Consider the following 26,073-nt stretch of genomic DNA (forward strand, 5'->3'; position numbering starts at 1 on the left):
CATGCGCGTGCTGATTCTCGAAGACGATCCCTGGATAGCCGACCTGCTCAAACAGATCGTCCTCAGCCTCTGCCCAGGCGCCCAGGTCGACTGTCAGAGCCGCGTCGTCGATGCCCTTGCAGCCTGGAAGCGGCAGGCGGCCCAGTTGGTCATCGCCGACTGGCACCTGCCCGACGGTAACGGCACCCAGTTGCTGGAAGCTGTGCGTCAACGCAGCCAGGATATCCCGCTGGTCATGGTCACGGCCCGCGCCGACCGTGACAGCGTGCTAGCCATACGCCCGTTGAATATCAGCGCCTTCATCAGCAAGCCCTTTCAGGTGCCCAAGGTGATCGCCAACCTGCAGCCACTATTGGCGAATGCCCAAAGCATCGCCGGTGAAGTCGACCACGCTGGGGATTTCCTCCAGCAACTTGCACGCCTGACCGATGACGCACTCGAACTGCCGCTGCGTGAATCCCTGTACCAGCGTCTGCGCGATGTGCCTCAACCCTTCGATAACCTGCAACAGCTTGGCGACCTCTGGCAGAACGACCCAGCCGTTCACGCGCGGTTGATCGCAGCCGCCAACAGCGGCAACTACAACAGCGCCGGGCAGCCCTGCGTCACCCTCAACGAAGCCGTGCAACGCCTCGGTCAGGCCACTGCCGTCAACCTGGTTCAAGGCCTCGCACTTCGGCCGCAGGCGGTACTGAGCGACCCCGAGCTCCAGCGCCAGGGCGATGCGCATTTCGTTCATGCCCTGCGCCTGCGCCAGCGTATTGCTGAGCTGGCGCGTAGCAGCCGGGTTGATCCGGCGCCGCTGCACAGCGCCGCACTGCTACAACGCATGGGCGAACTGGCCCTGCTGGATCAGGCGCAACGCTGGCGCAGTGCCGGCCGAGAGCTGGACGAACAGACCCTGAACACCGCCCTGCAGCGTCATAGCAGCCAACTGGCCAATCGACTCAAGGCGCACTGGCGCCTGCCTATCGCGCTACGCGAGTTGATCGGTGCCTGCTACGCCCTACCCCCCGGCAATACACGACGTGACACGGTGGTGATGCGCCTGGCCAGTGCCGAACTGCTGGGCGCCGAAGCGCCGGAAATCGAGCGTCTTAGGCGTCTCGCTGGCCTGGCGCGGACAGGCGCACCATGACCAGCAATTCGCGGCCGATTGCCATTCGCTGGATCGTGGTCGGCGGCAGTCTGTGTCTGGCGCTGCTCTTCGCCTTCCTCGGGCGCCAGGCACTGCACGAGCGTGAGGCGCTGTGGCAATTGCAGATGAACAAGCAGGCCGAGGCGCAACGTCTGGCACTGCAAAGCGTTCAGCACGGCCTGCGCGAGCGTGCACAGTTGCTGGCCGAGGCCATCGCCGCCGACGCCTGGGTAGCCGAGCTGGTGCGCCAGGCGTCAGTCCTGCCCAAGGATGACCAGGGCGGTCTGGCCAGCATCCGCAACCAGCTCTACACCCGCTTGGCGCCGCGCTGGCGCAACATGCAGGTGCACCGGCCGTTTCGCCTCTACGTCCATCTGCCAGACGACGCACGCATCCTGCTGCGGGTACACGAGCCGCAGCGTTTTGGTGACACCCAGGAGGCCATGCGCCCGTTATTGCTGCAAGCCCTGCGCACTGGCGACAGCCGTGCAGAACTGAACCTTGCTAACAAAAGCATCGGCATCCGTGCCGCAGCGCCGCTGCTGATCGATACGCAAAACGGTCAGCGCCAGGTTGGCGCCATCAGCGTGGCAATGGATGTGCTCGAGGATCTGCCGCAACTGGATCGGGATCTCGGCGCCGGCATCGCGCTACTACTCAACGCAGCGGCCGAGGTCGGTACGCAAGCCGATCACGCCCCCGCCTGGCGCCTGATCCAGCAGACACGTCCGCAGGCAAATATCTGGCTGCAAGCGGATCTTCTGCCCTCTCCCAGCGAAGGTAACAGCCAGCGTCTGCTGGAGGATGGCGGGCAACACTACCTGCTCAGCCAGCTGTCGATGGCGACCTCGCCACAGCCCGGCTCTGCGGCCATGGCCACGGTGCTGACCTGGCGTGACGTCAGCGAACTCTATGCCGTGCATGAACGCGACAAGCGCTGGCTGGTAGTCAAATGGCTGCTCGCCTGGTGCGGCGCCGAAGCCTTGCTGATGATCCTGCTACACGCGACACATCGCAGTACCCAGCGCCTGATGCAACGCCAACAGAGCGCGCTGCACGCACTCAACGAGATTTCTGCGCTATCGAGCCTGAGCAGCAAGGAACAACTGCGCGAAGCGCTGCGCATGGGGGCCAACTATTTCGACATGCCGCTCGGCGTAATCGGCATGATCGACGCCGATCACTATCGCGTCCTGGTCCAGGTCTGTCCTGACACGCAGCTTGAGGACGGCCAGACCTTCGCCCTCAACGAAACCTACTGCAGCCTGACCTACGCCCAGGACGACATTCTCAGTATCGAGCGCATGGCCAGCTCACCTTATCGAGAGCACGCCTGCTACACCCGCTTCGCCCTGGAAAGCTATATCGGTACGGCGATCTGGGTAGATGGCCGCAGAGTCGGCACCCTGGCCTTCTGCGACCAGCAAGCCCGTGACCGTCAGTTCGACGAGAACGAACGCGAATTCCTGCGCCTGTTCGCCCGCTGGGTCGGCGCCACCCTGGAGCGCGAGCAGCAGCAGCAGGCACGGCAGAACCTGCTCGAACGCCTTGCCAGCATCATCGAAGGCACCGACGTCGGCACCTGGGTGTGGAATGTGCAGAGCGGCGCCACCGTGTTCAACGAGCGCTGGGCGCAGATGCTCGGCTACCAACTCCAGGAACTGCAGCCCACCAGTGTCGAAACCTGGAAGCGCTTCTGTCACCCAGATGATCGCGAGCCCAGCGAACGCATGCTGCGACGCCACTTCGCTGGCGAGTTAGCCTTCTACGACCGGCAGATACGCATGCAGCACCGAGACGGGCGCTGGCTGTGGGTACAGGTGCGCGGCCGCCTCTCCAGCCGCGACGAGCAAGGCCGGCCGCTGCTGATGTATGGCACCCACACGGACATCAGCGCAGCGCGGCAGCGCGAGGATGCGGTGATCGAGGCGCGAGCGTTCCTGCAGACCGTACTGGATTCGGCCAGCGGCGTTGCCATCATCGCCACCGACCCGAACGGCCTGGTCACCCTCTTCAACTCTGGCGCAGAGCGCCTGCTGGGCTATAGCAGCGACGCCGTGATCGGCCAGATGACACCCGAACGCTTCCATCTGCCCAGCGAAATCGACGCTCGGGCCGAGCAGCTCAGCATCAGTTGCGGGCATCTGGTCAGCGGCTTCCAGATCTTCACTCACAACGTACGTAATGGCGAGTCGGAAACCCGCCAATGGACGTACGTGCACAAGGACGGCAGCCAGCGCCTGGTCAACCTCACCACCAACGCCATCTTCGACGCCAGCGGACAGATCACCGGTTTTCTCGGCATCGCCAGCGACATCAGCGCCCTGCAGCAGGCCACTCGCGCACTGCAGCAGAGCGAAAGTCGCTTCCGTGGCCTGGTCGCCAACCTGCCCGGCGTGGTCTATCGCTGCGCCAACGACAGCGACTGGAGCATGCGTTACGTCAGCGACGAGATTCTCAGCCTGACTGGCTACCCGCCCAGCGACTTCATCGACAATCGCGTGCGCAGCTTCTCCAGCATCGTCCATCCCGACGACCTGCCGAGCACCTACCTCGCCAACGAAAGCATCGCTCGCCAGGAAACCTTCGAGCTGACCTACCGCCTGCGTCATGCCGATGGCCACAGCGTCTGGGTGCGCGAGAAAGGTCGCGGCGAGCACGACGCCCAGGGGCGCCTGATCTGGGTCGACGGGTTCATCTGGGACATCAGCGAGCGCAAGGTCATGGAAGACGACCTGCGCCTGAGCCAGCAGCTGTTCAGCAGCGCCTTTGCCACCGCGCCGCAGGGCATGGCGCTGGTGGCCATCGACGGACGCTGGCTGGAGGTCAACGACGAGCTGTGCCGCATGCTCGGCTACAGCCGCGAGGAAATGCTCGCCCTCGATTTTCAGCGCATCACCCACCCCGACGACCTCGGTGCGGACCTGCGCAACGTCGACGACCTGCTGGCCGGGCGCATCAGCGCCTACCAGATGGAAAAGCGCTATCTGGACAAACAGGGTCAGGTGCTCTGGGTACTGCTCAGCAGCGCGCTGGTGCGCAACGCCCAAGGCCAGCCCGTGCATCTGGTCGCGCAGATCCAGGACTTCAGCGATCGGGTTGCCGCCGAGCGCGCGATTCGCGAACGCGAGCATTACCTGCGCACCCTGCTCGACAACGTCATCGATGCCATCGTCACTCTCGACGACGAGGGCCATATCGAAACCTTCAACCACGCGGCCGAACGCATCTTTGCCTACAGCCAGGCCGAGGTCGCCGGGCGTGACATCGCCACGCTGATTCCAGGCATGGCCAGTGACACCCTGCGCCAAGGCTGCGCCAGCGACCAGATTCGCGAGATGGAAGGCCTGCGCCAGGGCGGCGAACGCTTCCCGCTGGAACTGGCGATGTCGCAGATCAGCCACCAGGGCCAGGTGCGCTTCATCGCGGTGATTCGTGACATCGCCGAACGCAAACGCATCGAGCAGATGAAGAACGAGTTCGTCTCCACCGTCAGCCACGAACTGCGCACACCGCTGACCGCCATCGCCGGCTCGCTGGGCCTGATCAATGGCGGCGCACTCGGCGCCGTGCCGCAGGCCATGGCGCACATGCTGAGCATCGCCGAGGCCAACAGCCAGCGCCTGAGCACGCTGATCAATGACCTGCTGGACATGGAAAAGCTGGTCGCTGGCAAGATGCATTTCGACCTCCAGCGCAGGCCACTCAAACCACTGCTGGAACTGGCACTGCTGCATAACCAACCGTATGCCGACCAGCATCAGGTACGCCTCGAACTGCACGCAGAGCATGATGTCGAAGTCCGGGTCGATTCCCAGCGCCTGGCCCAGGTGCTGGCCAATCTGCTGTCCAACGCCGCCAAGTTCTCACCGGCAGGCGCCGTGGTGCAGGTCAGCCTGGAGACAATGGCTGACAAGCTGCGGGTCAACGTGCGAGATCATGGCCCAGGTATCCCCGCAGCATTCCATTCGCACATCTTCGCCAAGTTCTCTCAGGCCGACGCCGGCGATACCCGGCAGAAAGGCGGCACCGGCCTGGGTCTGGCGATCTGCAAGGAAATCATCGAGCGCATGCACGGGCGTATCGGTTTCCACTCGGTGCCTGGCCAGGGCGCGACCTTCTGGTTCGAACTGCCGCGCGTCGATGAAGGCGAGACATGAAGCCTACGCAAGGCTAACAAAGCTGTACCACACTGCAGATAGCAGCCAACGGCCGGGGAGACCGTCATGACTGAGCTCAAACGCATCCTGCATGTCGAGGACGATCCCTCGATCCAGGCCGTGGCCAAGGTCGCACTGGAGGCCGTCGGCGGCTTTCAGGTATTGAGCTGTGCCAGTGGCCAGGAGGCGCTCGACCAGGTGCAGGGCTTCGCACCGGATTTCATTCTGCTCGACGTGATGATGCCCGACATGGATGGGCCCAAGACCCTGGAGCTGATTGGCCAGCTGGTCGATACCGCACGCATTCCGGTGGCCTTCATGACCGCCAAGGTGCAGCCTGACGAGGTCGCCCACTACCACAGCCTCGGCGCCCATGGCGTGATCATCAAACCATTCGACCCGATGCAGCTCGCCGCCCAGGTACGGCAGATCTGGAACCAGCGTAATGGATAAACACGAAGGCAGCGCCATCCCGCAGGCGCTGCAACAACACTTGCAACAGCTCGGTCAGCAATTCAGTGAGCGCCTGAGCCAGGCACTGCCCCAGTTGGCGCAACAGGCAAGGCAACTGCTGGAGGCCGATGTAGCCCAACGCACCCGCCTGCTGCAGGAGCTGCGTGATCAGTTGCACCGTCTGGCTGGCAGTGCCGGCACCTTCGGTTTCAGCCAGCTTGGCCAGCAGGCGCGCGAACTGGAGCAGCATGCCGAGCGCTGGATGGAGCGTCTGCTACGGCAACAACAGAGCCTCAACGAGTTCGTCGCTGCCTTGCAGGCACTCGGTGAGCAGCCGACCAGCGCTGGGGCCGTCACTGAACAGGCAGGCAAAGCGCGCAAGCTGCCGCGCCAGGAAGACGGCAGCCGCACCATCTACATCCTCGAAGGCGAAGCCGCGTTTGGCGAGAACATGCGCCAGACGCTGAGCAACTTCGGTTACCGCGCCGAGCATTTCAATTCCACCGCAGGGCTCGACGCCGCGCTGCAGCAGCACCTGCCCGATGCGCTGATCATCGACGCCAAGCTGCCCGGCGAAGCCAGTTGCGGTCTGGATTACGCCCACCAGTTGCGCGAACGCCTGGACGAACCACTGCCGCTGCTGGTGCTCACCGACCAGCAGGATGACTTCGCTACCCAGCTGCATGCGGTGCGCGCCGGCGCCATGGGCCTGTTCAGCAAGCCGGTGGACATCCCGCAGCTGGAAAGCCGCCTCGAACGCTGCTTCTCGCAACAGCACGGCGAACCCTACCGCGTGCTGATCGCCGACGACGACCAGGACCTGGCCAGCCGCTACAGCCTGGTGCTGCGCGATGCCGGCATGCTGGTGGAGATACTCAGCGAACCGGCGCGGATCTTCACCCACCTGCGCGACTTCAACCCCGAGGTAGTGCTGCTCGACGTCAACATGCCGCACTGCACCGGCCCCGAACTGGCGCAGATCATCCGCTGCAATGACGACTGGCTGCGCATTCCGATCATCTACCTGTCGGCGGAAACCGATATCGGCAAACAGATGAACGCGCTGATCAAGGCCGGCGACGATTTCGTCACCAAGCCCATATCCGACAATGCGCTGGTCGCCACCGTGTTCTCCCGCGCTCAGCGCGCACGCCTGCTCTCCGACGCCCTGGCGCGCGACAGCCTCACCGGCCTGCTCAAGCACGCCGACATCAAAGAGCAAGTGGCCATCGAACTGGAGCGCGCCCTGCGCAGCGGCGACCGCGCCAGCGTGGTGATGCTGGATATCGACCACTTCAAGCGGGTCAACGACGAGCACGGTCACGCGGCCGGCGACAACGTCATCCGCGCCCTGGCCAACCTGCTGCGCCAACGCCTGCGCCGGGTCGACAGCCTGGGCCGCTACGGCGGCGAGGAGTTTCTTGCGGTGCTGCCGGACTGCACACCGCAGCAGGCAGGTTTGATCGTCGACGAGATTCGTCAGCGCTTCGCCGAGCTGCGCTTCATCGCCGATGGTGGCGAATTCTCCTGCACCCTGAGTGCCGGTATCGCCGGCACCGATGTGCACAGCGATGCCGAGCAACTGCGTGAGCGCGCCGACAAGGCGCTGTATGCGGCCAAATACAACGGGCGCAATCAGGTGCAGATAGCGGCGTCGGAAGAACATCGCGGCTGAAGCCGCTCCTAGGGAGCACAGATGCAACTGTAGGAGCGGCTTCAGCCGCGAAACTCTACGCTATTCAGGCGCAGGTCACGCCTCGGCGCGCTGCATCAGGCGGCGCTGACGCCATTCCATGAAGGTCTTGAGGAACAACGTGAGCAGCGCCATGCACGCCAGCAGCCCGGCCGCGGTGAAGGCGGCCGCCGGCTTGTAGTCGTTGTTGAGCTGGTCGACCAGCAGCGGCAACGTCAGGGTCTGGTTGATGATGGTGCCAGACACCACCGACACCGCGCCGAACTCGCCCACCGCGCGGGCATTGGTGACGACGACGCCATACAGCAGCGCCCACTTGATCTTCGGCAGGCTGATGCGGCGGAAGATCTGCCAGCCGCTGGCGCCCAGGCACATCGCGGCGGTTTCCTCGTCCTGCCCCTGCGTCTGCATCACCGGGATCAGGATGCGTGCCACGTAGGGCGCGGTGACGAACACGGTGACCATGACGATGCCCGGCCAGGCGAACATCAGCTGCAGGCCCTGATCGTAGAACCAGCGGCCGATGAAGCTCTCCAGACCGTAGACCACCAGGTAGCAGAGACCGGCGACCACCGGCGACACCGCGTAGGGAATGTCGATCACTGTGGTCAGCAGCTTGCGCCCGCGAAAATCGTAGTGGGTCACGCACCAGGCCAGGCAGATGCCGAAGCACAGATTCAGCGGCACGGTGATCACTGCCACCAGCAGGGTCAGGCCGATGGCGTGGAGCATGTAGTCCTCGCCGAGGTTGCTCCACAGCAGGTCGAGCCCGCCAGCCAGCGCCTTGCTGAAAATCAATGCCAGCGGCACCAGCAGAATCAGCGCCACCACCAACAGACCGAGGGTTACCAACGCCCACTGGCGCCAATCCTGAGGCTTTTTCATCGACCTTGCCGTTGCCATGCGAACAGACGCCCCTGCACGACCTGCAGGAGGAAAAGAAGAGCCAGCGACGCGAGCAGGATCACCGAAGCGATGGCTGCTGCCGCCGGGTAATTGAATTCCTGCAGACGGACGAAAATCATCAGCGAGCTGACCTCCGTCTGATAGGGAATGTTGCCGGCGATCATGATCACCGCGCCGAACTCACCGAGACTGCGGATGAACGCCTGCGAGCCACCGGTGACCAGTGCCGGCGCCAGAGTCGGCAGGATCACCTTGCGGAAGGTCTGCACACGGCTGGCGCCGAGGGTGCGCGCGGCCTCTTCGTATTCCGAGCCGAGGTCCTGCAGCACCGGCTGCACCGTGCGCACCACGAATGGAATGCTGGTGAAGACCATCGCCACCACGATACCTGCGTAGGCGTAGGCCACCTTGAAGCCCAGCCACTGGCCGATCCAGCCGTTGGGCACCAGCAGCGCGGCGAGGGTCAGGCCGGCCACCGAGGTTGGCAGGGCGAACGGCAAATCGATCAACGCATCGACGATACGCCGGCCGGGGAAGTCGTAGCGGGTGATGATCCAGGCCAGCAGCAGGCCGATCACCAGCACCGCCAGGGTCGAGTAGAACGCCGCCGAGATGGTCACCTTGTAGGTCTGCACCACACGCGGGTCGCTGATCGCGAACCAGTACTGCGCCCAGGTCATGTCGCTGACGTACAGCAGCAGCGCAGACAGCGGCAACAGGATCACCAGTGAGAGGTACAACACACTGACGCCGAAGCTCAGGCCGAAGCCTGGCAGCAGCGGAGTCTGCAGGAAGAACAGCGTTGGTTTACTCACGAAAAGCTCGGCTCTACAAATGCAGTTGGCCGCCAATAAGGCGGCCAAAGGACCATTACGATGCTCGCGTAGGGCGGGCGAAACCCGCCACTCTTAGGCGCCCTACGCCAGACCGGCGCGCTCAGCGCCCAGTCGCGAGAAGCTGGTCGAGGATACCACCGTTGTCGAAGTGCTTGGCGGTGATGTCATCCCAGCTGCCAAGGATCTCGTTCGGGTTGATCAGGCGTACCGGAGCGAACTGAGCCTTGGTCGCCTCGACCACTTCCGGGTGGTGCACACGGTAGTTGTAGCGGGTCAGCAGTTGTTGAATGTCCTTGCTGTACTGGAAGTCGAGGAAGGCCTTGGCCTGCTCGCGGGTACCGCGCTCGTCGGCAACCTTGTCGACGATGGCGACCGGGAACTCGGCCAGCACGCTGACTTCCGGTACCACGATTTCCAGGTTGGCGGATTTGAATTCGTCGCCTTTGGCGATGTTGATCACTTCCGATTCGAAGGTCAGCAGCACGTCGCCCTGGCCGTTCTGGGCGAAGGCCACGGTGGCGCCACGACCGCCGGTGGGGAAGTTCTCGACGTTCTTCAGCAGCTTGCCGACGAAGGCTTTGACCTTCTCCTCGTCACCGTTGAATTTCTCGTTGGCGAACAGCCAGGCGCCCAGGTAGCTGTAGCGGGCATTGCCGGAGGTTTTCGGATTGGGGAACACCAGTTTCACGTCATCGCGAATCAAGTCATCCCAGCTCTTGATGTTCTTCGGGTTGCCTTCGCGCACCAGGAAGGCGGTGGTGCTGTAGTACGGCGAGCTGTTGTTGGGGAACTGCTTGGCCCAGTCCTCACGCAGCAGCTTGCGCTTGGCCAGGATGTCCACGTCGCTCACCTGGTTGAAGGTCACTACATCGACCTTCTTGCCCTGGATGATGTCCTGCGCCTGGCGCGAGGTGCCGGCGAAGGACTGGATGATCTTCACTTCCTTGCCGCTCTGCTGCTTCCAATGCTCGACGAACAGCGGGTTGATCTCGCCGAACAGTTCGCGGGCGATGTCATAGGAGGCGTTGTGGAATGGCGTATCAGCGGCAGCATGGCTCAGCGAGCCGGTAAGCAGGGTGGCGCTGGCCACGGTGGCCAGAACGATCTTCTTCAGCATCTATGGCGTCCTTCTTATCGCGAGAGGAACCTGCAGGCAGGCTATTTGATGGCGCGATTCTGCAGAAAAAACATATAGCTGAAAAATATCTTTTTATTCGACTCTTATAACCATTATCTCTTTGCCTGCGAAAACACCCTGCAGCTCTCGTATCCGAAGGCTGCTCAGGCAACCACTCTTAGAGCCTGTTCACGATCTTTATGTGCCTGAATACTACAAGGCAAAAGCGTTCGGCGAGCATGTAGGAGGGGCTTCAGCCCCGAGCTTTATTGGTGCGCAAAGAGCTCGCGGCTAGAGCCGCTCCTACAAGATCGCAAGTGCTTTATTTCGCCAGTTGGCTGCCAAAGCCGACGAAAATTGGCTGAAAAATATGAAAAGGTTCTTACAGCTTGGCGATGGACACTTCGGTGGATTTCACGAAGGCGATCACTTCGCTGCCCACCTGCAATTCCAGTTCACGCACGGAGCGGGTGGTGATCACCGAAGTGACGATGCCGGCAGCGGTCTGCACGTCGATTTCCGACAACACGTCGCCGATGACGATTTCCTTGATGTTGCCCTTGAACTGGTTACGTACGTTGATGGCTTTGATGGTCATGGTGTTTCTCCTCAGGTCGTTTTACAGGTAGCCCGGTGCAATCCGGGGAATCCTCGAGCCGCTCCCGGATTGCCTCCGGGCTACGGCGTCAAAGCGCCCAACGCAATTGCGTGGGCAGGGGTGATACGGGTTCGGGCGGTGTCGGTAATTCCGGCTGCGCCAGCACGCGGTCGAGCACGCGCGCTTCCAGTGCCGCCAGTAGCGGCGAGCCATGTGGACGCGGGCGCACCAGTTGCACATCGAGGTCGAGGCCGATCTGGCCGTCCTCGATCAGGATCACCCGGTCCGCCACGGCCACGGCTTCGGCCACGTCGTGGGTGACCAGCAGTACGGTGAAGCCATGCTGCTGCCACAGGCGTTCGATCAGTTGCTGCATCTCGATGCGGGTCAAGGCATCCAGTGCACCGAGCGGCTCGTCGAGCAGCAGCAGGCGCGGCCGATGGATCAATGCACGGGCCAGGGCCACGCGCTGCTTCTGCCCGCCGGACAGTGCTGCCGGCCATTCATTGGCGCGATCCGCCAGGCCGACCGCCGCCAGCGCTTCCTCGGCCTGCTTGCGCCAGTTGCCGGAAAGCCCCAGACCGACGTTGTCGATCACTCGCTTCCAGGGCAGCAGACGCGAGTCCTGAAACATCAGACGGATGTCTTCACGCACCGCGTTGAGCGAGCCATTGCCGGCCAGCAACTGACCGCCGCTGGGTTGATCCAGCCCGGCCAGCAGGCGCAGCAAGGTGCTCTTGCCACAGCCGCTACGGCCAACCACGGCGACAAACTGACCTGCAGGGATATGCAGGTCGATGCCCTTGAGCACCTGACGCTCGCCAAAGGATTTCTCGATGTTCTCGATCGCCAGGGGAATGCCCTGACGGATGTTATGCAGCGCTGTCATTGCCCACCTGCCTTGGCCTGGTAGGCCGGGTGCCAGCGCAGCCACACGCGCTCGAGACCACGGGCAGCGACGTCGGCCAGCTTGCCGAGCACCGCGTAGAGCAGGATCGCCAGCACCACCACGTCGGTCTGCAGGAACTCACGGGCGTTCATCGCCAGGTAGCCGATGCCGCTGCTGGCGGAAATGGTCTCCGCGACGATCAGGGTCAGCCACATGAAGCCGAGGGCGAAACGCACACCGACCAGGATCGACGGCAACGCGCCGGGCAGGATCACCTGGCGGAACAGCGAGAAGCCTGACAGGCCATAGCTGCGCGCCATCTCCACCAGCGCCGGGTCGACGTTACGAATACCGTGGTAGGTGTTGAGGTAGATCGGGAACAGCGTGCCGAGCGCGACCAGGAACACCTTGGCTGCCTCATCGATGCCGAACCAGAGGATCACCAGCGGGATCAGCGCCAGGTGCGGCACGTTGCGAATCATCTGCACCGAGCTGTCGAGAAAGCGCTCGCCCCATTTGGACAGGCCGGTGATAAAGCCCAGCAGCAGGCCGATACCACCGCCGATGGCGAAGCCGATGCCGGCGCGCTGGCCACTGATCGCCAGGTGCTGCCAGATTTCGCCGGAGGCCAGTAGCTCCCAGCCAGCGGCGAGCACGGCACTGGGCGCCGGCAGGATGCGGCTGGACAGCCAGCCACTGGCCACCGCCAGTTGCCAGGCGGCCAGCAGCCCCAGCGGCAAGGCCCAGGGCGCAGCGCGCAGGGCCAGTTTGTGAAGGGTCGTGTTGCTCATGATTGCCTCAAAGAATTCTGTGTCTCTGTCCCCGGATTGCATCCGGCTACATCTGCCCTCTCCCCCAGCCCCTCTCCCGCAAGCGGGAGAAGGGAGCCAAACCGTGCCATCGGGCGAACAAGCGGTGCCGGACAGCTCCCTCGCCCCTCCGGGGAGAGGGTTGGGGAGAGGGGGCTGGCGCCCAGCCCTCTCGAAATGCATCTGATGACCGCCACGGGACGACCGAGATGCTTTTCAACTCGCCGAAGCCGCCTTAGGCAGGATGTCGCTGGAGATCATTTCGCCGAACGGGCTGACATAACCGCGACTTTCCGGGCGCTGCGGCTGGGCCACGTCCAGGTGCGGGAACAGCAGTTCAGCGACCCGGTACGACTCCTCCAGATGCGGGTAGCCGGAGAAGATGAAGGTATCGATGCCGAGGTCGGCGTATTCCTTGACCCGCGCCGCCACGGTCGGGCCATCGCCGACCAGCGCGGTGCCGGCGCCGCCGCGCACCAGGCCGACACCGGCCCAGAGGTTTGGCGACACTTCCAGGTTGTCGGTCTTGCCGCCATGTAGCGCAGCCATACGCTGCTGACCAACGGAATCGAAGCGCGCCAGCGACGCCTGGGCGCGGTCGATGGTGTCCTGATCCAGATGGCTGATCAGACGATCTGCCGCCGCCCAGGCTTCCTCATTGGTCTCGCGCACGATCACGTGCAGACGAATGCCAAAGCGCACTTCGCGGCCCTGCGCAGCAGCCTTCTCGCGCACCTGAGCGATTTTCTCGGCCACGGCGGCCGGCGGCTCGCCCCAGGTCAGGTACAGCTCGACCTGCTCGGCGGCCAAGTCTTGCGCCGCGTCGGAGGAACCACCGAAATACAGCGGCGGACGCGGCTGCTGGATCGGCGGGTAGAGCAGCTTGGCGCCCTTCACCTGGATGTGCTTGCCGTCGTAGTCGACGGTTTCGCCTTCCAGCACACGGCGCCAGATGCGGGTGAATTCGACGGATGCCTCATAGCGCTCGGCATGCGACAGGTGCAGGCCATCGCCGGCCAGTTCGTCCGGGTCGCCACCGGTCACCAGGTTGAACAGCGCACGGCCGTCCGACAGGCGATCCAGAGTCGCCGCCTGGCGCGCGGCCACGGTCGGCGAAATGATCCCCGGACGCAGGGCGACGAGGAACTTCAGGTTCTGCGTGAGCGGGATCAGCGAGGCTGCCACCAGCCAGGAGTCCTCGCAGGAACGCCCGGTGGGAATCAGCACGCCGCCATAACCGAGGCGGTCAGCCGCCTGGGCGACCTGGGCCAGATAGCCGTGGTCGACGGCGCGCGCGCCTTCGGAGGTGCCCAGGTACTTGCCATCACCATGGGTAGGCAGGAACCAGAAGATGTTGAGGCTCATGGAGTTGTCTCCTTGGATTCGCTCCCCTCTCCCACCGGGAGAGGGGCTGGGGTAGGGTTTACTGGGCCTGCGCGACCTTGGCCGGCGGATTCCAGATCACATCCTTGATGGTCAGTTTCTTGGGGATCAGCTTCAGCTCGGTGAAGGTGTCGGCGATCTTCTGCTGCGCCTCGACCACCTCCGGGGTGATGAACTGCGCGCCATAGCCCTGGCGCTCAACAGCCTGACGGGTGATCTCCGGGGACAGACCGATCAGCGGCGCAACCTGACTGGTGGCTTCATCGAGGTTGCCCTTGACCCACTCGCCAACGCCGCGAATTTCCTCGACCAGCGTGCCGATCACCTGCGGGTTCTTCTCGGCATAGGTGCGGGTCGCCAGGTAGAACTGGTGGTTGTCGACCAGACCGCTACCGTCACGCAGGGTGCGCGCTTGCAGTTGCTTCTCGGCGGCGGACTGGAACGGGTCCCAGATCACCCAGGCATCGACGCTGCCACGCTCGAAGGCGGCGCGAGCATCGGCCGGCGGCAGGTAAACCGGGGTGATGTCGCCGTATTTGAGGCCGGCGTCTTCCAGCGCACGCACCAGCAGGTAATGCACGTTGGAACCCTTGTTCAGGGCGACTTTCTTGCCCTTGAGCTCGGCTACCGATTTGATCGACGAATCTTTCGGCACGAGGATCGCCTCGCCCGTCGGAGCCGGCGGCTCATGGGCGACGTAAAGCAGGTCGGCGCCAGCCGCCTGAGCGAATACCGGCGGGGTTTCACCCGTGACGCCAAAGTCCACGGAGCCGACGTTGAGGCCTTCGAGCAGTTGCGGGCCGCCAGGGAACTCCGTCCACTTGACCTCAACACCCTGCTCGGCAAGGCGTTTTTCCAGGGTGCCCTTGGCCTTGAGCAGCACCAGGGTGCCGTATTTCTGATAGCCGATACGCAATGTCTCGGCTTGTGCATGAGTGATGGCGCCGAAAGAAATGGCCGCGGCAAACAGGGCGACCAGGCTTCGACGCAAAGTAATGTTGCGCATGGCGCTCTCCCTTTGCGGTGATGTCTTGGTTGGCTACCTGCTTGCCCGTTGGCGGGCGAGTAAGGCGGGGTATTACAGATGGATCAGATGCTCCAGCGGGCGTTCACCAGCCGGTCGTTCAACACGTTCGAATCGATCGGCCTCGGCCGTCGCGCCAGGGCTACGCCCAGTTGTTCCAGTGCCTCGTCGAGGCGTTCGCGCAACTCGTCGTCGATCTGCGCGGGCCTGTCCCCTTCCGGGTAGGCGATCTGTTTGTCCACGGCGAACACGCCGGAGAGCATTTCCTGCGCCTTCAGCGCGGCCAGTACCGGCTTGAGCGCGTAGTCCACAGCCAACAGGTGCGCCGGGCTGCCGCCACTGGCCAGGGGCAGAACCACCTTGTGCGCCAGAGCGCGTTCGGGCAGCAGATCCAGCAGCACCTTCAAGGTACCGGTGAACGACGCCTTGTACACCGGCGTACCGACCACCAGGCCATCAGCGCTGGCCACCACAGCCTGCAACTGCTGCACTGCCGGGCTGTCGAAGCGCGCATGCAGCAGATCCTCGGCGGGAAAATCCCGCACCCGCAGCAGGCTCACTTCCACCTGCTGCGCCTCCAGGCGCTGGCGCACGTAATCCAGCAGCACCTCGGTGCGCGAACGCGCCGCAGGGCTGCCGGAAAGCAACACAACATGCATGATCGATCCTTAGCGATGGTCTGAAGTAGTCGTCATTCCCGCGCAGGCGGGAAACCAGCCCCCGCAGTACATGGACTCCCGCCTGCGCGAGAGTGACGAGGTATAGCTTTTTTCAGCGTTTCATTAGCGATTCGGCTGCGGGGTCAGACGCAGATAAGGTTTCACCGCGCGATAACCTTTCGGGAAGCGCTGGGCGATCTCGGCTTCGTCCTTCAGCGACGGCACGATCACCACCTCTTCACCGTCCTGCCAGTTGGCCGGAGTGGCCACCTTGTAGTTGTCGGTCAGTTGCAGCGAGTCGACAACGCGCAGGATTTCGTTGAAGTTGCGCCCGGTACTGGCCGGATAGGTGATGGTCAGGCGCACCTTCTTGTTCGGGTCGATGACGAACAGCGAACGCACGGTCAGGGTGTCGTTGGCGTTGGGGTGGATCAGGTCGTAGAGGTCGGACACCTTGCGGTCGGCATCGGCGATGATCGGGAAATTGACCGCCGTGTTCTGCGTCTCGTTGATGTCGTCGATCCACTTGATGTGCGAATCCACCGGGTCGACGGACAGGGCGATGGCCTTGACGCCGCGCTTGGCGAATTCATCCTTGAGCTTGGCGGTGAAGCCCAGTTCGGTAGTGCACACCGGCGTGAAGTCAGCCGGGTGAGAGAAGAGGATGCCCCAGCTGTCGCCCAGCCACTCGTGGAAACGAATGCGGCCTTCGCTGGAATCCTGTTCGAAGTCAGGGGCGATGTCGCCCAGGCGGATGGTCATGATCGTGCTCCTTGGCAGTAGCTTGGGTGGTGCTCACTATGCTCAGGAACAAAGAGAAACAAAAAGAATAAATAATAATTTATTTATAACCAAAGCATCTTTAAAGAAAGACCGTCATGACCTCCCCAACCTTGCACGAGATTCCCAGCGAACAGGCGCCCATGGCGCTGCTGCTGGAAGCCGATCCGAGCAACGCCCTCATCGCCGGTTATTTACAGGACGGTCATTGCGTGGTCGCGCGCCAGAGCGACGCAACCCTTGGCGTCTACGTGATCAAGGCACTGGCGGCCAACACCTGGGAACTGATGAACATCGCCGTGGCGCCCGAACACCAGGGCCAGGGCATCGGCGCCCTCCTGCTGCACCACGCCATCAACCAGGCCCGGCAACTGGGCGCGAAGCGCCTGGAACTGGGCACCGGCAGCTTCGGCCACCAACTGGCGTTCTATCAGCGCGCCGGCTTTCGCGTGGTGGCGGTGGAACCGGACTACTTTCTTACCCACTACCCCGAACCGCTGTTCGAGAATGGCCTGCAGCATCAGGATCGCTTGCGTCTGGCGTTGACGCTATAGCGCCAAGTGCACCGTCAGGCCGACCAGCGCACAGGCCACCAACGTCTCGATCACCCCGCGTTTGAAGCCCAGCAACGCCACGCCCGCACCCAGGGTGATCAATGCCGACACCCAATCGAACGCGCCGGCAAAACCCTCGGGCCAGAGCACGTGATAACCGAAGAACAGCGCCAGATTGAGGATCACCCCGACTACCGCAGCGGTGATTCCAGTCAACGGCGCGGTGAACGTCAACTTCCCATGGGTTGACTCCACCAGCGGCCCGCCGGCGAGGATGAACAGAAATGACGGCAGGAAGGTGAACCAGGTGACCAGCACCGCCGCCAACGCGCCGCTGGCAAAGGCCGACTCGCCCCCGAACAGCGGCTGGCCGTAAGCACCCACGAAGGCGACAAACGCCACCACCATGATCAGCGGCCCCGGCGTGGTTTCACCCAGCGCCAGGCCATCGATCATCTGCCGGGGCGTCAGCCAGCCGTAGAGCTCGATGGCGCCTTGATACACATAAGGTAGAACGGCATAGGCACCGCCGAAGGTGAGCAGCGCCGCCTTGGTGAAAAACCAACCCATCTGCGTCAGCGTGCCCTGCCAGCCGAACGCCAGGGTCAGCAGGCCCATCGGCAGCAGCCAAAGCAATGCGCCGACCATCAGGATCAGCGCCAGGCGGCTGGAACGAAAATGCGTGTGCGCCAGACGCGTTTCGTCATCGATAAGCGCCGGTGCATGCGCCCCGCCCGCCTCGCCATGTCCAGCCCCAACCGCGAAGTGCTGCGGCGCCAGTCGCCCACCGATGTAGCCCACCAGCGCGGCACCGAGCACAATCAGCGGGAACGGCAGTTGCAGCGCGAAAATGGCGACGAAGGCCGCCGCCGCGATGGCCCACAGCCAGGCGTTCTTCAACACCCGCCCGCCGATGCGCCAGGCGGCCTGCAGCACGATGGCCGTCACCGCCGGCTTGATGCCATAGAAGATCCCGGCCACCAGCGGCACATCGCCGAACACCAGGTAGACCCAGGACAACGCGATCAGGATCAGAAGCGACGGCAACACGAACAGCGCCCCGGCGATCACCCCGCCCCAGGTGCGGTGCATCAGCCAGCCGATATAGGTGGCCAACTGCTGCGCCTCCGGCCCGGGCAGCAACATGCAGTAGTTCAGTGCATGCAGAAAACGCCGCTCGGACAACCAGCGGCGCTTCTCCACCAACTCCTGATGCATGATCGAAATCTGCCCGGCCGGCCCCCCGAAGCTGATCAACCCCAGCTTCAACCAGAACCAGAAAGCCTGCAGCAAACTGACCGGGGCAGGACGTTCAGGCGAGTCGGACATGAATGGCTCCAGCGACGGCAAATCGACCGGCCACTATAGCCACGAAAGATGACAGCCGCGCGACACCGCACGAAAAATCACCAGCCCGACGCAGCCCTTGCCCCACCTGGCCTGGACGACTTTTCCCGCATCTTATCCACAACGCTTTCCCCAGATTTTGTGCACGACACCCGGCAACCCACTCCCGACCTGCCCTGCTGTTGAAAACTCGAGCCAAGTGATTGATTAAACGCGATATTCCGCCTGGCGATAACGCCAGCAGAGCGTCATTGGATAAAAACTGAACGGCTTGCCGAGGCCCGCTTGAATGCTAGGCGCGGAGGGCTTTTGCAAAGGTTATCCACAGTGGTGTTAACAGAATTTGTGGGTGGGTTTGGGAAGGTCTGGAGCGCCGTTTCTCCAACGGCAAACACCCACATGGCATTTTGCCCACAGGCCATGGACAGCCTGCGCTGAAATACCCGCCGCGGTGGACAACGCGAAGCTTGTCCACCATGCCAAGGGTAGGAACAGCGCGTAGGGCGTACCGGGACGCCGGCCGCTCGGAAGCAATACGCCAATGATGTGTTGGCCGCAGGCTCCGGTCTCGCATGGCCTGGCGGGCTGCTCGCTTCGCGAGCGAGGCCGCCCTACGTCAGCAAGTAGCCTGGGTAGAGCGCCTTCAGTCGAATGAAACTTTCGGTTTCATACCCGCCATAACCTCTGAAACCTCGCCCTGACAAAGCCCCCGGATTTCATCCGGGCTACAAAAGCCAACGCGTGCGACGCACTCAAAAAAATCGGGCCTGACGGCCCGAAAAGTTACTCCACCTTGAAGAGTTCGTTTACAGCACGTGCGACTGGTACAGCTCGGTCAGCGCCTCGCCACGCAGGTAGGCCAACTCAGCCGAGCGGCGGTCGCGGGGGCGGGCCAGGGGCACGGCCAGTTCGCGTTGCAGGCGGCTTGGTGTGCCGCCAAAGATCAGCACGCGGTCGCTGAGGTAGAAGGCTTCGTCGAGGTCATGGGTGACCAGCAGCACGGCAATCTCGTAGCGGGCGGCCAGCTCCACCACCAGATCCTGCAGTTTCATGCGGGTGAAGGCGTCCACCGTGCTGAAGGGTTCATCCAGCAGCAGCACCTGCGGTTTGCCGTACAAACCACGGGCAATCGCCACACGCTGCGCCTGGCAGCCAGAGAGGTGCTTAGGCAGCGCCTCGCCACGCCCGTGCAGGCCGACGTCGCGCAGCAGTTGCTGCACCCACGAGTCGTCGGCCACCCAGCCATCGGTGAAGCCGACGTTCTGCGCCACGCTCAGCCAGGGCATCAGCCGGGGCTCCTGGAACACCACGCCTATGCCGTTGCCACGGCCAAAGTTGAGCAGCGGGTTGAGTTCCAGTCCGCCCTGGTAGTCCTGATCCAGCCCGGCGGCAATGCGCAGCAGGGTGCTTTTGCCACAGCCGGAAGGGCCGAGCAGGCTGACCACTTCGCCAGCGGCCAGGCTCAAACTGACGTCATTGAGCACCACGGTGGCGCCGAAGGATTTGCTGACCCGACGCAGTTCAATCAATGCACTCATCGCTTGTCCCCGTCGTAGTTGTCGCGCCAGGTCAGGGCGCGTGTTTCCAGACCCTTGAGCAGGCTATCGCTCAACTTGCCCATGACCGCCAAAGTGGCGATGGCGACCAACACGAGATCCGGGCGTGATACTTCACGGCCATCGGTCAGCAGGTAGCCAATACCTTCGGTGGCAGCCAGCAGCTCTGCAGCCACTACGCACAACCAGGCCATCGACAGCCCCGCGCGCAGACCGGTGAACAGGTACGGCTGCGCGGCCGGCACGAAGATGCGCCGGATGGTCGCCAGGCGTGACAGGTTGCACAGCTCGCCAACCTCGACCAGTTTGCGGTCGACGTTTCGGATACCGGCCACCAGGTTGAGGTAAACCGGGAAGAACGAGCCGATGGCGATCAGCGTGACTTTCGATGATTCATCGATGCCCAGCCAGATCAGCAGCAGCGGCACCCAGGCCAAGCCCGGAACAGCCCGCAGGGCTTGGAAGGTCGGATCGAGGTAGACCTCCAGCCGTCGACTCAAACCAACCAATGAACCGAGTACCAGCGCCAGCGAGGCACCGATGGCGAACCCTGCCAGCACACGCAGTGAGCTGGCGAGGATGTGCGTCCACAGCGGCCCTTCAGCCAGCTCCCACAAGGTCACGGCCAGCTCGCTGGGTGCGGGCATCAGGTAGGCAGGTATCCAGCCGATACGCACCACAGACTCAAGTACGGCCAGTAGCATCGCAGGCAGCAACCAGCCCTGCAGACTCGACAGGCCAGGCAGCCAGCTTCGCCAGGCGAGCCTCGACTGGGCCTGGGGCAGGCTCTCAACGCGGCTCATCACTGGCCTCGATAACGTCCTTGGCGATGCGGGCATCGATCAGGCTGGCCAGCGCCGCCTCGGTATCGGCGTTGCGGCGCAGCACGCCATCGGCAACCAGCAACGGAATGACCGGCTTGATCGCATCCATGTGAACCTGGCCAGGCAGTGGTTTACTGAAGTCGTAACGGCTCAGTTGCAGGCGAATGACCTCGACCGGCAGTTGAGTTTCACCGGACACCAGTTGAGCAGCCTCTTCCGGGTTGGCGATTATCCAGCGACGTGCACGCTCGTAGGCCTTTACCACCGTAGCGACAGCTTCTGGCTGCTCGCCGAGAAAGCGCTCCTGCGTATTAAGGAAGGCGCCGAGACCAAACTCCGCGTTTTGATAGATGAACCGCGTACCCGCCAATTGCGCACCGGCCATGTGGGGGTCGAGACCCGCCCAGCCATCTACCCGACCTTGTTCCAGAGCCGTGCGCCCCTCGGGGTGCTGCAGATGAACGATTTTCACGTCGGCAGGCTTGAGGTTTTCGGCGGCCAGGGCGCGCAGCAGGAAGAAGTAAGGGTCGGTGCCTTTGGTGGCGGCAATCTGTTTGCCGCGCAGGTCATGCAGCGTCTGGTAGGGCGAATCGGCTTGCACCAGGATCGCACTGGGCACAGACCAGAGGTAGTTGTAGATAGCTTTCACCGGCTGGCCGTTGGTGCGACTGACAAAGGCCGAGATGCTTGAAGTCAGTGCGAAATTCGACGCGCCACTGTTGAGAAACTCCAGCGAGTTGTTGCTGCCCCGGGACAGTACCCAGCGCACCTCGGTGCCGGTGGCAGCGAAGTCTTTTTCCAGCCAGCCGTTGTGTTTGATCACCAGGCTTTCCGGGGAATAGAAGGCGTAGTCGAGGCGTACTTCCTCAAGCGGCGCCGCATGTGCGGCAGTCGGCAACCAGGCCGCGAACAGTGCGGCCAGGCCAAGACGCAAGGTGGTGCTTTTCATGATCATCTCCGTGGGCGGATGAGTCACCTTCCAGCCCGTTGGCGGGCCGGTCAGGAGATGCGAAATGGGGTTTATAGAAGAGTCAGGGTGTAGCTCAGGATCAGGCGGTTTTCGTCGGCGTCGGTGGTGACGTTGCCGCGCTGGGTCGCGTTGCGCCAGGACACGCCGAGGCCTTTCAGCGGGCCGTCCTGCAGGGTGTAGTCGAGGCGGAAGTCGCGCTCCCACTCTTTCAGGTCACCGTTGGCGGAGTCGACGTTGTCACCCTTGAGGTAAGCGACGCTGGCCTTCAGGCCCGGGACTCCGAGTTTGGTGAAGTCATAGCCGTACTCGGCCAGCCAGGTGCGCTCGCCGGCGTTCTGGAACTTGCCGATCTGGCGGTCGGTGATCAGGTAGGACGAGCCGCCGCCGCCCTGGTTGAGGAACGGGAAGGCGCTGTCGCCTTCGACCTGCTGGTAGCCAAGGCTGGCGAAGTGGCTGCCCAGGGTGTAGGTGAACAGCGCGCTCCAGGTCTGGTTGTCGACCTCGCCGGTGCTGCTGTCGCCTGCACGCCAGTAGCCGGCGCTGCGGTAGCCATCGGCACGGCCGGAGGCGCTGCCGTTCTTGCCGTCGGAGTTGCTGTCGAAGTAACGCAGATCCGTCTTCAGCGAACCCGGGCCGATCGCCCAGTTGTGCACCAGGCCGAGGAAGTGCTGTTTGTAGAAGTCTTCCAGGTTGCCGTAATAGTACTGCAGCGTCAGGTCCTTGGTCAGCTTGTAGTCACCACCGGCGAAGTAGAACTTGTTGGTGTCGGCGTCACCGGTGGCGCCGGCGATACGCAGAGAGATGTCGTCGGTGGAGCTACGGGTCTTGGTGCTTTCCAGCTGGCCCGCGGTCAGAGTCAGGCCGTCGATCTCGTTGGAGGTGATCTGCCCGCCTTCGAAAGTCTGCGGCAGCAGGCGGCCGTCGTTGAAGGTCACCACCGGCAGCTTCGGTAGCAGGGTGCCGATACGCGCCTCGGTTTTGGACAGGCGCACCTTGGCGGTCACGCCGGCCTTGCTGTAGTCGTCCACGGCGCTGCCGTCGCTGTCGAGCGGGAACAGCTGGCCTGGGGTGCGATCACGGCCCGCCTTGCTTGCGGTGCCGCCGGAGTCCAGCTTCACGCCAAGCAGGCCGATGGCGTCGAGGCCGAAGCCAACGGTGCCTTCGGTAAAACCGGAGCTGTAATTGAAGATGAAGCCCTGGCCCCATTCCTGCGCCTCGCCGTTGTTGTTGGCGGTGTTCTTGGTGTTGAGGTCGTAATAGAAATTGCGCAGGCCGAGGCTGGCCTTGCTGTCTTCGATGAAACCGGCGGCGGTGGCCTGGTTGGCGATGGCGGCCAGCGTGACGGCCAAGGCCAGGGTGGATTTTTTCATGCTCGATGCTCCAAGTGCTTTGTGTGCTGTTCTGGGGTTGGCACTGCACAGGGGCTCGGCAGGACAGCGGACATGGCGCTGGTCTCGGCGGATTGGCATACGAACCTGGTCACGATCTGCTGCGCGTCGGCCATGCTGCGTTGAAACCAGGCTCGGGCGCGAGTCCGATCAAAATGCTCATTTACAGCTCGTAAACTGCGCTTTTTCGCCTGGTTTCGCCTTGCCTGACTCTAGCTCGCGAGATCGGGAACAGGTTCTAAGAGCCCCTGATTCGGGCCCGATGCGGTGGTCCGCTGTCGGCTGGTGGCTAATCTACGAGACGAGCGCTAATCCCTAAAAAGAATTATTTTTCACCTTGTAGTAACTAAAAAGAATATAAGCAGCACGTAAGCCTTACGGGGCGGCGATCCACGAGCGAAGCAGCTTCGTAGGGCGTACTCGCGCAGCAGTACGCCGTCAGATATGCGCAACCACGCAAAGCGACGAACTGTTCGCTTCGCTACGAGCGGCCGGCGTTCCGGTCCGCCCTACCACTGTGCAGTGCTGGGTGCAGGTTGCGGTGCCGGTCTGGGCATGGCCCGGCGGGCTGCTCGCTTCGCGAGCGAGGCCGCCCTACGCTCGTTCGAGCGGCGGTGTTTCGGGTCAATACATGCCTAAGCTAATTCCTAAAAATTATTTGTTAGCTATTTTTTATATCGACTAGCTTCTCTTCACCGGATCACCGGACTTCTTTTTCTAAACACTGAAGTACGCGTGATCCGCCGCATTCCCATGGCCGGCACGTGTTCGTATCGAGAGCCGCCATGTCCAATACTCATTCCAAACGCAGCACACTGATCGCCGCCTCGCTGGCCATCGGCCTGATCGTCGCTCCGCTCACCGAGGCTGCCGAGCAACTGCGCATCGGCTACCAGAAATCCTCCACGCTGATCAGCCTGCTGAAGAGCCAGGGCACCCTGGAAAAGGCACTGGCCGATCAGGACATCCAGATCAGCTGGCACGAATTCCCCAACGGCCAACCGCTGCTGGAGGCACTCAACGTCGGCAATATTGACCTCTCCGCCGATGTCGCCGACACCGTGCCGGTGTTCGCCCAAGCCGCTGGCGCCGACCTCGCCTATTTCGCCCAGGAAGCGCCCTCCCCCAGCGCCCAGGCGATCATCGTGCGCGAGGATTCGCCGATCAAAACCCTGGCCGACCTCAAGGGCAAGAAGGTTGCCGTGACCAAGGCAGCCGGCGTGCACTACCTGCTGATCGCCGCGCTGAACAAGGCCGGCCTGAAATTCAGCGACATCGAACCCGCCTACCTGACCCCGGCCGATGGCCGCGCCGCCTTCGAGAACCGCAAGGTGGACGCCTGGGTAACCTGGGAGCCCTTCCTCAGCGGCGCGCAGCAACAGCTGCCGACGCGCATCCTCGCCGACGGCAAGGGCCTGGCCGACTACCAGCGCTATTACCTGACCAGCGCCAAATTTGCCAAGAGCCACCCGCAGGTGCTGCAGACCGTGTTTGCCGAGCTGGTGAAGACCGGTGACTGGCTGCGCGCCAACCCGCGCCAGGCGGCTGAAATCCTCGGCCCGCTGTGGGGCAACCTCGACCCAGCCATCGTCGAGAAAGCCAACGCCAAACGCAGCTACCAGGTGCGTCTGGTACAGCCGGACAGCCTCGCCGAGCAACAGAAGATCGCCGATGCCTTCTACGGCGCCAGTCTGTTGCCGACCTCGGTGGATGCCCGTGAAGTGAGCATCTGGAGCCCGCAATGAGTGCCGAGGCCCGCCTGCATCCCAGCCTGCGTGACGAACCGCTGTTCGCCGCGCACCTGTTCCCCGTGGACTTCGGCAGCCGCACGGCCAAGGTCGAACGCCTGGCCCGGCGCCTGGCGGCCAGCGCGGTGGAACGTGATCGTGCTGGCGGCAGCGCCCAGGCCGAACGCGAATTGATCCGTGAAAGCGGCCTGCTGACCCTGGCCGTGCCGCAGCAGTACGGCGGTCAGGGCGTGGCCTGGCCGGAAATCTATCGCATCGTGCGCTACTTGGCGGCGGTGGACAGCTCGCTGGCCCACCTGTTTGCCTTCCAGCACCTGCAGGTGGCGACCATCCTGCTGTTCGGCAACCCCGATCAGCAGCGCCACTGGCTGACGCGCACGGTGCAGGAGCGCTGGTTCTGGGGCAACGCCACCAATGGTCGCGACGCTGGCCTGACCCTCAGCCAGCGCGAGGAGCATTACGAGCTCAATGGCAGCAAGTCGTTCTGCTCCGGTGCGCTTGGCGCCGACGCGCTGGTGATCAGCGCACCGCGCGGCAAGAACCCGGAAGATCGGGTGTTCATCGTTCTGCCCAGCCAGCGCGAAGGGCTGGCGGTGAACAGCGACTGGGACGGCTTCGGCCAGCGCCAGACCGACAGCGGCACGGTGCAGTTCGAGCAGGTATTCGTCGACACCAGCGAGCTGCTCGGCCCGGTCGGCCCAAGCCCGCGCACCACCCTGCGTGCCTGCCTGTCGCAACTGATCCTCACCCAGCTTTACCTGGGTAATGCCCAGGGCGCGCTGGATGCAGCGCTGCGTTACACCCGCGAACAGAGCCGCGCCTGGCCAGCATCGGGCGTGGCCAATGCCAGCGACGATCCATTTATCCAGCAGCGTTACGGCGAGCTGTGGCTGCGTTATCGCAGCGCCCTGCCACTGGCCGAGCACGCCGCCCAGCGCCTGCAAACCGCCTGGGAAAAACCGGCACTGACCGCCGCCGAACGCGCCGAAGTGGCGCTTGCCATCAGCGAGGCCAAGGTGGTGGCGGTGCGCGCCGCGCTGGACATCACCAGCCAGATTTTCGAAGCCATGGGCGCCCGCGCCACCAGCTCGCGCTACGGCTTCGACCGCTTCTGGCGCAACGTGCGCGTGCACAGCCTGCACGACCCCATCGACTACAAGGTACGCGACCTCGGCCACTGGCTGCTCAGCGGCCAGGGCCCACAAGCGTCGCTGTACAGCTGACAAGGAGGTTAGAGCCAC

General features: G+C 63.3%; 22 protein-coding genes. 7 read left to right on the top strand and 15 right to left on the bottom strand.

Going from position 1 to position 26,073, the window contains the following annotated elements; all coding sequences use genetic code 11:
• Window position 1: 1 nt before the first annotated feature.
• The 4 genes from ACNFCJ_RS12255 to ACNFCJ_RS12270 all read left to right on the top strand — a co-directional run bounded on the left by ACNFCJ_RS12255 (window position 2) and on the right by ACNFCJ_RS12270 (window position 7,426).
• A complete protein-coding gene (locus tag ACNFCJ_RS12255) occupies window positions 2–1,138 on the top strand; it encodes an HDOD domain-containing protein (RefSeq protein WP_416771599.1) in 1,137 nt (378 codons plus the stop codon).
• Window positions 1,135–5,298 carry a PAS domain S-box protein gene (locus ACNFCJ_RS12260; RefSeq protein WP_416771600.1) on the top strand — a complete coding sequence of 1,388 codons (4,164 nt, stop codon included), beginning with the start codon at window positions 1,135–1,137 and terminating at the stop codon, window positions 5,296–5,298. Before ACNFCJ_RS12255 ends, ACNFCJ_RS12260 begins: the two co-directional genes overlap by 4 nt.
• A 66-nt stretch (window positions 5,299–5,364) precedes the next feature.
• Window positions 5,365–5,751, top strand: a complete 387-nt coding sequence (locus ACNFCJ_RS12265) for a response regulator (protein ID WP_179574800.1) — start codon at window positions 5,365–5,367, stop codon at window positions 5,749–5,751.
• Window positions 5,744–7,426 carry a diguanylate cyclase domain-containing protein gene (locus tag ACNFCJ_RS12270; protein ID WP_416771603.1) on the top strand — a complete coding sequence of 561 codons (1,683 nt, stop codon included), beginning with the start codon at window positions 5,744–5,746 and terminating at the stop codon, window positions 7,424–7,426. The genes ACNFCJ_RS12265 and ACNFCJ_RS12270 overlap by 8 nt, the downstream gene beginning before the upstream one ends.
• 75 nt (window positions 7,427–7,501) lie before the next feature.
• Here the strand turns inward: ACNFCJ_RS12270 and cysW are convergent, their stop codons facing one another.
• The 10 genes from cysW to ACNFCJ_RS12320 all read right to left on the bottom strand — a co-directional run bounded on the left by cysW (window position 7,502) and on the right by ACNFCJ_RS12320 (window position 16,427).
• Window positions 7,502–8,329, bottom strand: coding sequence for a sulfate ABC transporter permease subunit CysW (cysW, locus tag ACNFCJ_RS12275; protein ID WP_416771604.1), 828 nt, complete (start codon window positions 8,327–8,329; stop codon window positions 7,502–7,504).
• Window positions 8,326–9,165: a sulfate ABC transporter permease subunit CysT gene (gene cysT, locus ACNFCJ_RS12280; protein ID WP_055985283.1), complete on the bottom strand. Its 840-nt coding sequence runs from the start codon at window positions 9,163–9,165 to the stop codon at window positions 8,326–8,328. Before cysT ends, cysW begins: the two co-directional genes overlap by 4 nt.
• A 121-nt stretch (window positions 9,166–9,286) precedes the next feature.
• The gene (cysP, locus tag ACNFCJ_RS12285) at window positions 9,287–10,303 is read right to left on the bottom strand and encodes a thiosulfate ABC transporter substrate-binding protein CysP (protein ID WP_416771605.1); all 1,017 of its coding nucleotides are present in this window, start codon (window positions 10,301–10,303) and stop codon (window positions 9,287–9,289) included.
• A 382-nt stretch (window positions 10,304–10,685) separates the two neighbouring features.
• Window positions 10,686–10,901, bottom strand: a complete 216-nt coding sequence (locus ACNFCJ_RS12290) for a TOBE domain-containing protein (RefSeq protein ID WP_003464423.1) — start codon at window positions 10,899–10,901, stop codon at window positions 10,686–10,688.
• 88 nt (window positions 10,902–10,989) lie between these two features.
• Window positions 10,990–11,790 carry an aliphatic sulfonates ABC transporter ATP-binding protein gene (gene ssuB / locus ACNFCJ_RS12295; protein ID WP_079782485.1) on the bottom strand — a complete coding sequence of 267 codons (801 nt, stop codon included), beginning with the start codon at window positions 11,788–11,790 and terminating at the stop codon, window positions 10,990–10,992.
• Window positions 11,787–12,581: an aliphatic sulfonate ABC transporter permease SsuC gene (ssuC, locus tag ACNFCJ_RS12300; protein WP_055985291.1), complete on the bottom strand. Its 795-nt coding sequence runs from the start codon at window positions 12,579–12,581 to the stop codon at window positions 11,787–11,789. The genes ssuB and ssuC overlap by 4 nt, the downstream gene beginning before the upstream one ends.
• A 234-nt stretch (window positions 12,582–12,815) precedes the next feature.
• The gene (gene ssuD / locus ACNFCJ_RS12305) at window positions 12,816–13,964 is read right to left on the bottom strand and encodes an FMNH2-dependent alkanesulfonate monooxygenase (protein WP_416771607.1); all 1,149 of its coding nucleotides are present in this window, start codon (window positions 13,962–13,964) and stop codon (window positions 12,816–12,818) included.
• Between the two features lie 58 nt (window positions 13,965–14,022).
• Window positions 14,023–14,988, bottom strand: coding sequence for a sulfonate ABC transporter substrate-binding protein (locus ACNFCJ_RS12310; RefSeq protein ID WP_416771608.1), 966 nt, complete (start codon window positions 14,986–14,988; stop codon window positions 14,023–14,025).
• An 83-nt stretch (window positions 14,989–15,071) separates the two neighbouring features.
• A complete protein-coding gene (gene ssuE, locus ACNFCJ_RS12315) occupies window positions 15,072–15,665 on the bottom strand; it encodes an NADPH-dependent FMN reductase (protein ID WP_416771610.1) in 594 nt (197 codons plus the stop codon).
• A gap of 123 nt (window positions 15,666–15,788) precedes the next feature.
• Entirely contained in the window at window positions 15,789–16,427 is a 639-nt protein-coding gene (locus ACNFCJ_RS12320; RefSeq protein ID WP_169968840.1) for a peroxiredoxin, read from the bottom strand.
• Window positions 16,428–16,543: 116 nt separating this feature from the next.
• Between ACNFCJ_RS12320 and ACNFCJ_RS12325 the strand changes: the two genes are divergently transcribed.
• Window positions 16,544–16,999 (top strand): GNAT family N-acetyltransferase, encoded by a 456-nt coding sequence (locus ACNFCJ_RS12325; RefSeq protein WP_416771612.1) that lies wholly within the window; start codon window positions 16,544–16,546, stop codon window positions 16,997–16,999.
• Here the strand turns inward: ACNFCJ_RS12325 and chrA are convergent.
• The 5 genes from chrA to ACNFCJ_RS12350 all read right to left on the bottom strand — a co-directional run bounded on the left by chrA (window position 16,994) and on the right by ACNFCJ_RS12350 (window position 23,066).
• The gene (gene chrA, locus ACNFCJ_RS12330; protein WP_416771613.1) at window positions 16,994–18,328 is read right to left on the bottom strand and encodes a chromate efflux transporter; all 1,335 of its coding nucleotides are present in this window, start codon (window positions 18,326–18,328) and stop codon (window positions 16,994–16,996) included. The two genes, ACNFCJ_RS12325 and chrA, sit on opposite strands and share 6 nt — an antisense overlap.
• A gap of 824 nt (window positions 18,329–19,152) precedes the next feature.
• Window positions 19,153–19,884 (bottom strand): ABC transporter ATP-binding protein, encoded by a 732-nt coding sequence (locus ACNFCJ_RS12335; protein ID WP_416771614.1) that lies wholly within the window; start codon window positions 19,882–19,884, stop codon window positions 19,153–19,155.
• Entirely contained in the window at window positions 19,881–20,705 is an 825-nt protein-coding gene (locus tag ACNFCJ_RS12340) for an ABC transporter permease (protein ID WP_416771616.1), read from the bottom strand. Before ACNFCJ_RS12340 ends, ACNFCJ_RS12335 begins: the two co-directional genes overlap by 4 nt.
• Window positions 20,692–21,675 carry an aliphatic sulfonate ABC transporter substrate-binding protein gene (locus tag ACNFCJ_RS12345; protein WP_416771617.1) on the bottom strand — a complete coding sequence of 328 codons (984 nt, stop codon included), beginning with the start codon at window positions 21,673–21,675 and terminating at the stop codon, window positions 20,692–20,694. Before ACNFCJ_RS12345 ends, ACNFCJ_RS12340 begins: the two co-directional genes overlap by 14 nt.
• Before the next feature lie 71 nt (window positions 21,676–21,746).
• The gene (locus ACNFCJ_RS12350; protein ID WP_416771618.1) at window positions 21,747–23,066 is read right to left on the bottom strand and encodes an OprD family porin; all 1,320 of its coding nucleotides are present in this window, start codon (window positions 23,064–23,066) and stop codon (window positions 21,747–21,749) included.
• 803 nt (window positions 23,067–23,869) lie between these two features.
• Between ACNFCJ_RS12350 and ACNFCJ_RS12355 the strand changes: the two genes are divergently transcribed.
• Both ACNFCJ_RS12355 and ACNFCJ_RS12360 read left to right on the top strand, forming a co-directional pair.
• Complete coding sequence (locus ACNFCJ_RS12355) at window positions 23,870–24,829, top strand: aliphatic sulfonate ABC transporter substrate-binding protein (RefSeq protein WP_416771620.1); 960 nt, start codon at window positions 23,870–23,872, stop codon at window positions 24,827–24,829.
• Window positions 24,826–26,055: an acyl-CoA dehydrogenase family protein gene (locus tag ACNFCJ_RS12360; RefSeq protein ID WP_416771622.1), complete on the top strand. Its 1,230-nt coding sequence runs from the start codon at window positions 24,826–24,828 to the stop codon at window positions 26,053–26,055. Before ACNFCJ_RS12355 ends, ACNFCJ_RS12360 begins: the two co-directional genes overlap by 4 nt.
• Window positions 26,056–26,073 lie beyond the last annotated feature (18 nt).

It is taken from the genome of Pseudomonas sp. NY15364, from assembly GCF_048068235.1.
Taxonomy (GTDB): Bacteria; Pseudomonadota; Gammaproteobacteria; order Pseudomonadales; family Pseudomonadaceae; genus Aquipseudomonas; species Aquipseudomonas mendocina_D.

What these genes read in the sequence shown, in the direction of transcription:
- ACNFCJ_RS12335 (WP_416771614.1), bottom strand. Translation starts at nt 19,884, where the DNA reads ATGAGTGCATTGATTGAACTGCGTCGGGTCAGCAAATCCTTCGGCGCC.
- ACNFCJ_RS12290 (WP_003464423.1), bottom strand. Translation starts at nt 10,901, where the DNA reads ATGACCATCAAAGCCATCAACGTACGTAACCAGTTCAAGGGCAACATC.
- ACNFCJ_RS12355 (WP_416771620.1), top strand. Translation starts at nt 23,870, where the DNA reads ATGTCCAATACTCATTCCAAACGCAGCACACTGATCGCCGCCTCGCTG.
- ACNFCJ_RS12320 (WP_169968840.1), bottom strand. Translation starts at nt 16,427, where the DNA reads ATGACCATCCGCCTGGGCGACATCGCCCCTGACTTCGAACAGGATTCC.
- cysP (WP_416771605.1), bottom strand. Translation starts at nt 10,303, where the DNA reads ATGCTGAAGAAGATCGTTCTGGCCACCGTGGCCAGCGCCACCCTGCTT.
- ACNFCJ_RS12270 (WP_416771603.1), top strand. Translation starts at nt 5,744, where the DNA reads ATGGATAAACACGAAGGCAGCGCCATCCCGCAGGCGCTGCAACAACAC.
- ssuE (WP_416771610.1), bottom strand. Translation starts at nt 15,665, where the DNA reads ATGCATGTTGTGTTGCTTTCCGGCAGCCCTGCGGCGCGTTCGCGCACC.
- ssuB (WP_079782485.1), bottom strand. Translation starts at nt 11,790, where the DNA reads ATGACAGCGCTGCATAACATCCGTCAGGGCATTCCCCTGGCGATCGAG.
- ACNFCJ_RS12255 (WP_416771599.1), top strand. Translation starts at nt 2, where the DNA reads ATGCGCGTGCTGATTCTCGAAGACGATCCCTGGATAGCCGACCTGCTC.
- chrA (WP_416771613.1), bottom strand. Translation starts at nt 18,328, where the DNA reads ATGTCCGACTCGCCTGAACGTCCTGCCCCGGTCAGTTTGCTGCAGGCT.
- ssuD (WP_416771607.1), bottom strand. Translation starts at nt 13,964, where the DNA reads ATGAGCCTCAACATCTTCTGGTTCCTGCCTACCCATGGTGATGGCAAG.
- ACNFCJ_RS12350 (WP_416771618.1), bottom strand. Translation starts at nt 23,066, where the DNA reads ATGAAAAAATCCACCCTGGCCTTGGCCGTCACGCTGGCCGCCATCGCC.
- ACNFCJ_RS12340 (WP_416771616.1), bottom strand. Translation starts at nt 20,705, where the DNA reads ATGAGCCGCGTTGAGAGCCTGCCCCAGGCCCAGTCGAGGCTCGCCTGG.
- ACNFCJ_RS12325 (WP_416771612.1), top strand. Translation starts at nt 16,544, where the DNA reads ATGACCTCCCCAACCTTGCACGAGATTCCCAGCGAACAGGCGCCCATG.
- ACNFCJ_RS12345 (WP_416771617.1), bottom strand. Translation starts at nt 21,675, where the DNA reads ATGAAAAGCACCACCTTGCGTCTTGGCCTGGCCGCACTGTTCGCGGCC.
- ssuC (WP_055985291.1), bottom strand. Translation starts at nt 12,581, where the DNA reads ATGAGCAACACGACCCTTCACAAACTGGCCCTGCGCGCTGCGCCCTGG.
- cysW (WP_416771604.1), bottom strand. Translation starts at nt 8,329, where the DNA reads ATGAAAAAGCCTCAGGATTGGCGCCAGTGGGCGTTGGTAACCCTCGGT.
- ACNFCJ_RS12310 (WP_416771608.1), bottom strand. Translation starts at nt 14,988, where the DNA reads ATGCGCAACATTACTTTGCGTCGAAGCCTGGTCGCCCTGTTTGCCGCG.
- ACNFCJ_RS12265 (WP_179574800.1), top strand. Translation starts at nt 5,365, where the DNA reads ATGACTGAGCTCAAACGCATCCTGCATGTCGAGGACGATCCCTCGATC.
- ACNFCJ_RS12360 (WP_416771622.1), top strand. Translation starts at nt 24,826, where the DNA reads ATGAGTGCCGAGGCCCGCCTGCATCCCAGCCTGCGTGACGAACCGCTG.
- ACNFCJ_RS12260 (WP_416771600.1), top strand. Translation starts at nt 1,135, where the DNA reads ATGACCAGCAATTCGCGGCCGATTGCCATTCGCTGGATCGTGGTCGGC.